At 39.3% G+C, this 2,150-nt stretch carries 1 protein-coding gene; it reads left to right on the top strand.

The window, feature by feature from the left end; translation table 11 throughout:
- Positions 1-98: 98 nt before the first annotated feature.
- Complete coding sequence (locus tag ACKI39_RS02400) at positions 99-1,754, top strand: glycoside hydrolase family 5 protein (protein ID WP_407397302.1); 1,656 nt, start codon at positions 99-101, stop codon at positions 1,752-1,754.
- Positions 1,755-2,150: the final 396 nt, after the last annotated feature.

Below are 2,150 nucleotides of genomic sequence, written 5' to 3'. Positions count from 1 at the left end.
TCTGTAATCACTTTACCCACCCTCAAAGATTTATTTGTACCAATATTTCTGCACATATATCATTCTTGGGGGTTCGTCACCCCATAGGAGTAGAATAAATGAAAAAGAAAATTATGGCAGCTGTCATATCATTTGTCGTTGCTTGTTCTATTGTGAATGCAAAGAGTTCAGGCGACAACAAGGCCGTTCCTTTACCATTTCAGAAAGGAATCAATGTTTCCCATTGGCTTGAAGATGGTCCACTGGACAGTCTGAATCCTTACCTTTACACCAAAGGGGATTTTGAAAACATGAAGGCACTTGGATTTGACCATGTCCGCGTTCCAATCCAGTTTGAAAAGTTTTTCTTTGATGACAAATTCACAGTTCACCCTGAACTTCTCGGAATCATTGATGATCTTGTGCGCTATGCAGAAGAGCTTCAGATGTATTTTATAATTGATTTCCATAATAACTGTGTTGAAGGAGCAAAGACCCGTCCTGATATTGAAAAAGTCCTGATTCCTGTATGGACTCAGCTTGCTGAACGATATAAGGACAGTTCTGAATATGTAATCTATGAAATAATGAATGAACCTCATTTCATGACTGTTGAAAAGTGGGGTGCAATACAAGGTAGAGTGTTGAAGAAAATCCGCAGTATCGATACAAAACATTACGTTGTTGTGGGATCTATTGATGGCCTGCTTGATAACACCCTTGCTTTACCTAAATATAAGGATAACAAGATAATTTATACATTCCATTTCTATGAACCTCAGATGTTCTGTTATCAGGGAGCAAGCTGGAACGATTGTGGCGCCTTTACAGGAATCCCCTATCCGTTCGTAAGTCTGGACAAATTGAATTTTCCGAAAGATCTTCTTAAACGATTTGAATGGCAGGTAAATCTGTACAATAAATGTGCACAGGACGGATACTATGAAAAACGATTCGATCAGGTTGTAGAATTCAGCAGAAAAAGAAATGCTCCTGTATGGAACGGTGAAACTGCGGCAATCGACAGAACGGTTGTAGATCCTGAATCCGCAATCAACTGGATACAGATGATGACTAGACTTTGCACAGAAAGGGGAATCCCTTATGCAATCTGGAACTACAGTAGCGATGTAGGATTGTTTGATGGTCCTTATTGGGACCGCATTCCAAAATTTCCAGATGCAATCGACGATTCTGCGGTCAAGGCATTGGATCTTACCGTTCCAAAAAAATCTAACAGTTTAAGCTGGTCTGAATACTATAAATCTTCAGGTGAATATTGTCTGTACAAAAACGGTATGTGTCCAAGAATGACATATAATAAGTTTGATCAGGAAATTACATTTAAGAATCTGGAAAAACCAGAGGCTTCAACAATCAGGATAAAAAATGCAAAGTCAGCTTCGAACAGCGGTGTAAGAATGTTTATGCTTCAGCATGGAGATATGTCACCCTTGGTTTCAAGCCATTCTCTTGAAGTAACTGTAAGGAATGAAAATCCGAATCTGAATTTAGCGCTGGTCTTTGAAAATCAGTCTGTAAATGAATATGAACTTCAGAAAGGAATTGTTTTGACTGCAAGGGATATTCCTGCAGATGGTAAGTGGCATACTGTAAGAATCCCGCTTTCTAAGTTTCAGTCGTGGTCACACAATCCCAAAAACAAAAAAATCACGGGAAGTTTTAACTGGAACGATGTCGATAATTTCTTCTTCTTTGTAAATGAAGGCGATAATAAGTTTTTGGAATTCAAGGAAATTAAGGTTGTAAGATAAAAACAAATCGAGGGCTGTCCCAAAAGTAATTTCAGGGTGGTTGAGCTTAGTCGAGACCACCACATATAGTGGTATCTGGCATTTCAACATTGCGGCTTTATGGAAGCTCCGTCGCCATATGCAATGACCCTAGCATGAATACTTATTGGACAGCCCCTTTTTTTTGTAAGCTGAATCCTTTCCCCTCCCCAAATCACAAGAATTTCGCCATATTTTCCCGCCTAGATTTTCACTCTGTCAGGAAATTTTGTGGGACTGTAGCTGCCGGTGATAAACTTCCTAAAAATGCCGGCGAGAAATTTCCGCTTTTAGGCATATAAAAAGAGGCTCGAAAACCCTTAAAATGTTTGTTACCACACCAACATGAAAAGGAGTATCGAGCCTCATGGAGAAATT

Origin of the sequence: Treponema sp., from assembly GCF_045641405.1 — a bacterium.
GTDB lineage: Bacteria > Spirochaetota > Spirochaetia > Treponematales > Treponemataceae > Treponema_D.
Note: the sequence above shows the minus strand (reverse complement) of the source record. Positions and strands in the feature narration are given on the sequence as shown.